The organism is Mesorhizobium sp. M0106, from assembly GCF_040322715.1.
Taxonomy (GTDB): domain Bacteria; phylum Pseudomonadota; class Alphaproteobacteria; order Rhizobiales; family Rhizobiaceae; genus Mesorhizobium.
On record NZ_JAMYUA010000092.1, the window covers coordinates 1 to 7,164 of the forward strand.

Consider the following 7,164-nt stretch of genomic DNA (forward strand, 5'->3'; position numbering starts at 1 on the left):
GGCGCGATAGCATGCAAAACTGTTCGCGATGTCCTCGCACATCTGTTCGCGATGTCCCCAGTCCAAACACCCTTGTGGGAGAAGGGATCGCCGAAGGCGACGGATGAGGGGTGCTCCAGCTTGGCTCGGACGGCATTCCTTCCAACACCCCTCATCCGTCTCGGCGCTTCGCGCCGATCCACCTTCTCCCACAAGGGGAGAAGGCAAGAACTTGAAAGCAGAAAGGAGGAAAACGATGCGCTACCAGAACGCCACGGCGTATCGCTTCCTCGCGCCGTATCTGCTGATTTTTTCGATCTTCTGGCTGTGGCCGATCATCGATTCGTTCCTGATCTCGTTCCAGGCGACGCGCACCGTGCCGTGGCGCTTCGCGCCGACCTTCAACTGGGGCCGGCTGATCGGCGATCCGGCCTTCTTCAATGCCTTGAAGAACACATTGCTGATCCTTGTCATCCAGGTGCCGGTGATGATTTCGCTGGCGATTGTGATGGCGGTGCTTTTGAATTCGCCGCTGCTCAAGGCCCGTGGCCTGTTCCGCTTTGCCTTCTTCGCGCCGGTTGTGGTCGGCGAGGTCGCCTATTCGGCGGTTTTCCGGCTGATGTTCAATCTCGACTACGGCATCATCAACAAATTGCTGAACAGCATCGGCCTGCCCAGTGTCGACTGGTTTACCAACGTCACCCCGGCGATGGCGGTGATCATGATGGCGGTGACGTGGCGCTGGGCCGGCTACAACGCCATCATCCTGCTCGCCGGCTTGCAGTCGATTCCCGAGGATGTCTACGAGGCGGCGACCCTGGACCGGGTCAGCAAGGTCAAACAGTTCTTCTACATCACGCTGCCGCTGCTCAAGCCGATCATCGTGTTCTGCGCCGTGCTGTCGATCATCGGCACCATGCAGCTGTTCACCGAGCCCTTCCTGATCACCGAGCGCGGCGGGCCGGGCGGCGGCACCGAAACGCTCGGGCTGCTGCTTTACCGCCAGGGCTTCCGGTCGCTCAATTTCGGCTACGCTTCGGCCGTCGCCTACACCATGGCCGGGCTGGCGATTGCCATTTCGCTGGTGCAGATATGGCTGACGAGGGAACCGAAATGACCTCGCACTCAAGAGTCAGCCGTTCCCAGGCCAGATTGGGACGCAGCATCGCGCTGCATCTGTTCCTGACGCCGCTGGCGCTGGTCTGGCTGTTTCCGCTGTGGATGATGGTGGTTTTTTCGACGATGCCCGACAACGGCATCTTCAGCCCCGACATCGAGCTTTTGCCGCATGGCAATTTCCTCGACAATGTCAGCAATCTGCAGCGCGGCACCAATTTCATCGGCGCCATCGGCATCTCCGTCTCGGTGGCGGTGACCTATACCTTCCTGTCGGTGATGCTGACCTCGATGGCCGGCTGGGCGCTGGCGCGTTACAACTTCTTCGGCAAGGGCATGGTCGTCGCCATCATCTTCGGCACCATCACGCTGCCCTATGCGGTCGTGCTGATCCCGCAATTCATCATGGTGGCGCGCGACTTCAAGCTCGCCAACACTTGGGTGGCGCTGATCGTGCCGCCGCTGTTCAATTCGCTGGGCGTGCTCTTCATGCGGCAGAGTTTTTCGATGATGCCGCACGAGCTGTTCGACGCCGCCAAGGTCGAGGGCGTCAAGGAATGGCGGATATTCCTGTTCGTCGCACTGCCTCTGGCGCGGCCGATGCTGGCGGCGCTCGCCATCATCCTCTTCCTTGCCTCCTGGAACAACTATCTCTGGCCGCTGCTGATCAATTCCAAGCCGGGCGCAATGACCGCGCCCGTGGCGCTCGGCACGCTGATCGGTCTCACCAAGGTGTCCTGGGGCGGCATCATGGCGGGCGCGGTGATGCTGACGGCGCCAATGCTCGTCGTGTTCGTGCTTCTGCAGCGCCATTTCGTTGCCGGCATCGCCGCCGGCGCCATCAAGTAAGGATCAGCATGGCGGCAGTCACACTCAAAAACGTCATCAAGCGCTTCGGCGTCTTCGAGATCGTCCACGGCGCCAATATCGACATCGATGACGGCGAATTCGTCGTCTTCGTCGGCCCTTCCGGCTGCGGCAAGTCCACGCTGCTCCGGATGATCGCCGGGCTCGAGGACATCAGCGACGGCGAGATCGCCATTGGCGGCAAGGTGGTGAACGACGTCGAGGCGGCCGATCGCGGCATCGCCATGGTGTTCCAGTCCTACGCGCTCTATCCGCACATGACGGTCGAGCAGAATCTGAGCTTCGGCCTGAGAATGACCGGCAACCCCAAGGCAGATACCGAGCGGCGGGTGAAGCGGGCTTCCGAAATCCTGCGCATCGCCGAGCTGATGAAGCGGCGGCCGCGGCAATTGTCGGGCGGCCAGCGCCAGCGCGTCGCCATCGGCCGCGCCATCGTGCGTGAGCCGCAAGTGTTCCTGTTCGACGAACCGCTCAGCAATCTCGATGCCGAGCTCCGGGTGCAGATGCGCGTCGAGATATCGCGCCTTCATAAGGAGCTCGGCGTTACCATGGTCTATGTGACGCACGACCAGACCGAGGCGATGACGCTGGCCGACAGGATCGTCGTGCTCAACGCCGGCAATATCGAGCAGATCGGCGCGCCGCTCGATCTCTACGACGACCCCGCCAACCGCTTCGTTGCCGGCTTCGTCGGCTCGCCGAAAATGAACTTCCTGGCGGCAAAAATGGTCGGGGCCGACCACGGTGCGGCGGTCGTCGAACTGGTCAATCATCGCGGCGCGCGACTGCGCAAGCCGCTTTCGGATGCCTTGCCTGCAACAGGCGGCGATGTTGTGCTTGGCGTGCGGCCGGAGCATTTCTTCGACGCCGGCCAGGGCGATTGCGACCTTACCCTCAAGGCCGACGTCGCCGAGCACTTGGGATCGGTGAGCTATGTCTATGCCAATTCCGGTACCGGGGGCGGACGCGAGGAACTGATCATCGAGCGCGAGGCCTCACGGCATCGCGCGAACGGCGACGACCTGGTGGTGTCGATCAAAGCCGACCGCTCGCTTCTCTTCGACGCCACCGGCGCACGCATTCGCTAACCCATCTTTCTTTTGTCCGATCGCGATTGCTCGCGGCCACCCACGGAGATTTGACATGACGTCCAAACCAGAAAAAGTTCGCTGGGGCATTCTCGGGCCCGGCAACATCGCCAAGGCTTTTGCCGGGGGCGTCGCCCATTCGCGCACCGGCACATTGGTCGCCTTAGGGGCGCGCAATCCCGGCAAGGCGGGGCTCACCGAGGCTTTCCCCGGCGCCCGCATCCTGGACGGCTACGAGGCTTTGGTTGGCGATCCGGATGTCGACGCGATCTATATTTCGACGCCGCATCCGAGCCATGCCGAATGGGCGATCAAGGCGGCCGAGGCCGGAAAGCACGTGCTTTGCGAAAAGCCGCTTGGCCTGACCGCATTCGAAGCCGACGCCATGATCCATGCCGCGCGCAAGGCCGGCACCTTTCTCGGCGAAGCCTTCATGTACCGGCTGCATCCGCAGACGGCCAAGCTGGTCGAGGTGATCAGGACCGGCGCGATCGGCGACATCAAGATGATCAAATCCAGCTTCGGCTTCGCCATGCCGGGCTTCATGCCGGAGCACCGTCTCTACGCCAAGGATCTCGCCGGCGGCGGCATTCTCGATGTCGGCGGTTATCCCGTCTCGATGGCGCGGCTGATTGCCGGCGCCGCGGCGGGAAAGCCCTTCGCCGAGCCGGACAAAGTCGTCGGCGCTGCGCATCTCGGCCAATCCGGCGTCGACGAATGGGCGTCGGCGCTGTTGCATTTTCCGGGCGGCATCGTCGCGGAAGTGTCCTGCAGCATCTCGCTCGCTCAGGACAATGTCTTGCGTATTGTCGGCAGCAAAGGCCGCATCGAGGTGGCGGATTTCTGGTATGCCGGCGGCCAGCAAGGCGGCACCGGCGAAATCCGCATCATCCGTCCGGGTGACACCGAGGTGGTCGAGGTCACGGAGGACGGCTGGCTGTACGCATTTGAGGTCGACGCCGCCGGCGAGGCCATTCTCGGCGGAAAGCAGGAGTTCGCCTGGCCCGGCATGGGCTGGGCCGACAGTCTCGGCAATCTGCGCGTGCTCGACAAATGGCGGGCGGCAATCGGGCTCGAATACGACATCGAGAAACCGGCAAAGCGCGTCAACACGATCTCCGGACGGAAGCTGCGCTCCGGCGGAACCGCCATCCCCAAGCGCAGCATTCCGGGCCTGCCGCGGCCGGCCTCGTGCCTGGCGCTCGGCTTCGAGGATTTCCGCACCTTTTCGTCGGGCGCCATCCTGCTCGATGCCTATTTCGAGGCCGGCGGCAATCTGTTCGACACCGCCTTCGTCTACGGTTCCGGCTATACCGAGACGCTGCTCGGCCAGTGGCTGAAGAACCGCGGCGTGCGCGAGCAGTCGGTGGTCATCGGCAAGGGCGCGCACTCGCCGCTCTGCTATCCCGACGTCATCGGCAAGCAACTCACCCAGTCGCTCGAACGGCTGCAGACCGACCATATCGACGTCTATTTCATGCACCGCGACAATCCGGATGTGCCGGTCGACGAATTCGTCGATGCGATGGACCGCGAGGTCAAGGCCGGCCGCATTCGCGGTCCGTTCGGCGGCTCGAACTGGACGATGGAACGCATGGATGAGGCGATTGCCTATGCCGAGCGCACCGGCAAGCAGAAGCCCGGCGCGCTTTCCAACAATTTTTCGCTGGCCGAAATGCTGGAGCCGATCTGGGCAGGCTGCGTCACCTCCTCCAGCGACGAATGGAAGGCCTGGCTCACCGCCCGGCAGATGCCGAATTTCGCCTGGTCGAGCCAGGGCCGCGGCTTCTTCACCGATCGCGCCGGCCGCGACCGGCGCGACAATGAGGAGCTGGTCCGGGTCTGGTATTCGGAGAGGAATTTCGGCCGCCGCGACCGCGCCATCGAGCTCGCCAGACGGCTGGGCAAAAGCCCGATCCACGTCGCGCTCGCCTATGTCCTGGCGCAGCCCTTTCCGTCCGTCCCGCTGATCGGGCCGCGCACGCTCGACGAATTGGAAGACAGCCTCCAGGCGCTCGACATTTCACTTTCGCCGGACGATCTTGCATGGCTGGATAGCGGTTCGGATCAGGCCCGCGCGCGCGCCTGACGGCAGGGGCAGTCGCTTCGGCCTACGCTGCGCCCTTAGCTTAGCTTCCGGACTGTTTGCGCTGCCCTCACCCTCTCCCGCAAAGAACCCGGAAAGGGTAAGAATGAGGGCAGCGCAAAGGTCACTGGAAGTTAGGGAAGACAGATGCTCGACATCGCACCGACGAAACAGGCGGCCACCTGGCTCGATTCCTTTGCCCGGGCGCTCGAGGCCGGCGACGTCGAGGCCGCAACCAATTTGTTCGTCGAGGACTGCTACTGGCGCGATCTCTTGACCTTCACCTGGAACATCAAGACGATGGAGGGCCGCGCCGCGATCCGCGACATGCTGGCGGCGACGCTGGCAACGACAAAGCCTGCCCGGTGGCAGCTCAGCGGCGAAGCGACTTCGGACGAGGGCACGATCGAAGCCTGGTTTTCTTTCGAGACGTCATCGGCGTGGGGCCATGGCATCATGCGCCTCAGGGACGGCAAATGCCGGACGCTGTTTACGGCGATGAGCGATCTCAAGGGGTTGGAGGAGCGCAAGGGCCCAGCGCGGCCGCTGGGCGTCCGCCACAAGGCGGATCCGGAACGCGAGACCTGGCTGGAGGCGAGGCGCCGCGAGGCGCGTGACCTCGGCGTTAGCCAGCAGCCCTACTGCCTGGTTATCGGCGGCGGCCAGGGCGGCATCATGCTGGGGGCGCGGCTCAGGCAATTGGGCGTGCCGGCCATCGTCATCGAGAAGAACACCCAGGCCGGCGATTCCTGGCGCAATCGCTACCGCTCGCTCGTGCTGCACGACCCGGTCTGGTACGACCATCTGCCCTACATCCCGTTTCCCGAGAACTGGCCCGTGTTCACGCCCAAGGACAAGATGGGCGACTGGCTGGAGATGTATACGCGCGTCATGGAGCTCAACTACTGGACCTCCACGACATGCGTCAGCGCGTCCTACGACGACACCGAAAAGGTCTGGACGGTCGAGCTCGACCGCGCCGGCGAGCGCATCACGCTGAAGCCGAAGCACATCGTCTTTGCGACCGGTGCTTATGGCCCGCCCAGGCAGATCGACCTGCCGGGCGCCGAGGCCTTCCAGGGCGAGATCCTGCACTCCAGCCAATATTCCAGCGGCGAGAAATTCCGCGGCAAAAAGGTCGCCGTCATCGGCGCCGCAAGTTCCGGCCATGACGTCAGCGTCGACCTCTGGGAGAGCGGCGCCGAGGTGACGATAGTCCAGCGGTCGCCGACGACGGTCGTCAAGTCGGACACGCTGATGGAGATCGGTTTCGAGATCTTTTCGGAAAGGGCGCTGGCCCGCGGCATCACCACCGAGAAGGCCGATATGATCGTCGCCTCGACGCCGTTCGCGCTGCTGCCACAGGGCCAGCGCGCGCTCTACGATATCATCAAGGCGCGCGACGCGGCCTTCTACGATCGCTTGCGCGGCGCCGGCTTCGCCATCGATTTCGGCGACGACGAGACCGGGCTGCTGATGAAGGCCTACCGCACCGGCTCGGGCTTTTACATCGACGTCGGCGCCTGCGATCTGATCATCGACGGCGAGATCGGCATCCGCAGTGGCGTCGGGATCAAGTCGCTGACGCAGACAGGCATCCTCTTCGACGACGGCACCGAACTGGCGGCCGACGCAATCATCGCCTGCACCGGCTATCTCTCGATGAACGAAACCGTGGCGGCGATCGTCTCGCGCGAAGTCGCCGACAAGGTCGGCCCGTGCTGGGGGATTGGCTCGGGCGTGAAAGGCGACCCGGGTCCGTGGCAAGGCGAATTGCGCAACATGTGGAAGCCGACGGCACAGGAAGCGCTGTGGTTCCACGGCGGCAATCTGGCACTGTCGCGGTTCTATTCGAAGTACGTCGCGCTGCAGATCAAGGCGCGCATGGAAGGCATTGCGACGCCGGTCTATGGAGCGCCGGGGAAGTAGGCTGCGCGGCCCTTCCCTTCTCCCCTTTGTTTGGACTGGGGACATCGCGAACAGATGTGCGAGGACATCGCGAACAGTTTTGCGCTTTTGCGCGAGGGG

The 7,164-nt window shown here is 63.6% G+C and carries 5 protein-coding genes; all 5 read left to right on the top strand.

What is annotated here, in order from left to right:
• The first annotated feature begins 235 nt into the window (after positions 1 to 235).
• The 5 genes from NKJ55_RS34870 to NKJ55_RS34890 all read left to right on the top strand — a co-directional run bounded on the left by NKJ55_RS34870 (position 236) and on the right by NKJ55_RS34890 (position 7,065).
• A complete protein-coding gene (locus tag NKJ55_RS34870) occupies positions 236 to 1,096 on the top strand; it encodes a carbohydrate ABC transporter permease (protein ID WP_254817930.1) in 861 nt (286 codons plus the stop codon).
• Positions 1,093 to 1,944, top strand: a complete 852-nt coding sequence (locus NKJ55_RS34875) for a carbohydrate ABC transporter permease (RefSeq protein WP_023675945.1) — start codon at positions 1,093 to 1,095, stop codon at positions 1,942 to 1,944. The genes NKJ55_RS34870 and NKJ55_RS34875 overlap by 4 nt, the downstream gene beginning before the upstream one ends.
• 8 nt (positions 1,945 to 1,952) lie before the next feature.
• Positions 1,953 to 3,050 carry an ABC transporter ATP-binding protein gene (locus NKJ55_RS34880; RefSeq protein ID WP_352453851.1) on the top strand — a complete coding sequence of 366 codons (1,098 nt, stop codon included), beginning with the start codon at positions 1,953 to 1,955 and terminating at the stop codon, positions 3,048 to 3,050.
• Between the two features lie 55 nt (positions 3,051 to 3,105).
• Complete coding sequence (locus NKJ55_RS34885) at positions 3,106 to 5,139, top strand: aldo/keto reductase (RefSeq protein ID WP_352453852.1); 2,034 nt, start codon at positions 3,106 to 3,108, stop codon at positions 5,137 to 5,139.
• A gap of 144 nt (positions 5,140 to 5,283) precedes the next feature.
• Positions 5,284 to 7,065, top strand: coding sequence for an NAD(P)-binding domain-containing protein (locus tag NKJ55_RS34890; protein ID WP_352453853.1), 1,782 nt, complete (start codon positions 5,284 to 5,286; stop codon positions 7,063 to 7,065).
• The last annotated feature ends 99 nt before the right edge of the window (positions 7,066 to 7,164 follow it).

What these genes read in the sequence shown, in the direction of transcription:
- NKJ55_RS34870 (WP_254817930.1), top strand. Translation starts at nt 236, where the DNA reads ATGCGCTACCAGAACGCCACGGCGTATCGCTTCCTCGCGCCGTATCTG.
- NKJ55_RS34875 (WP_023675945.1), top strand. Translation starts at nt 1,093, where the DNA reads ATGACCTCGCACTCAAGAGTCAGCCGTTCCCAGGCCAGATTGGGACGC.
- NKJ55_RS34880 (WP_352453851.1), top strand. Translation starts at nt 1,953, where the DNA reads ATGGCGGCAGTCACACTCAAAAACGTCATCAAGCGCTTCGGCGTCTTC.
- NKJ55_RS34885 (WP_352453852.1), top strand. Translation starts at nt 3,106, where the DNA reads ATGACGTCCAAACCAGAAAAAGTTCGCTGGGGCATTCTCGGGCCCGGC.
- NKJ55_RS34890 (WP_352453853.1), top strand. Translation starts at nt 5,284, where the DNA reads ATGCTCGACATCGCACCGACGAAACAGGCGGCCACCTGGCTCGATTCC.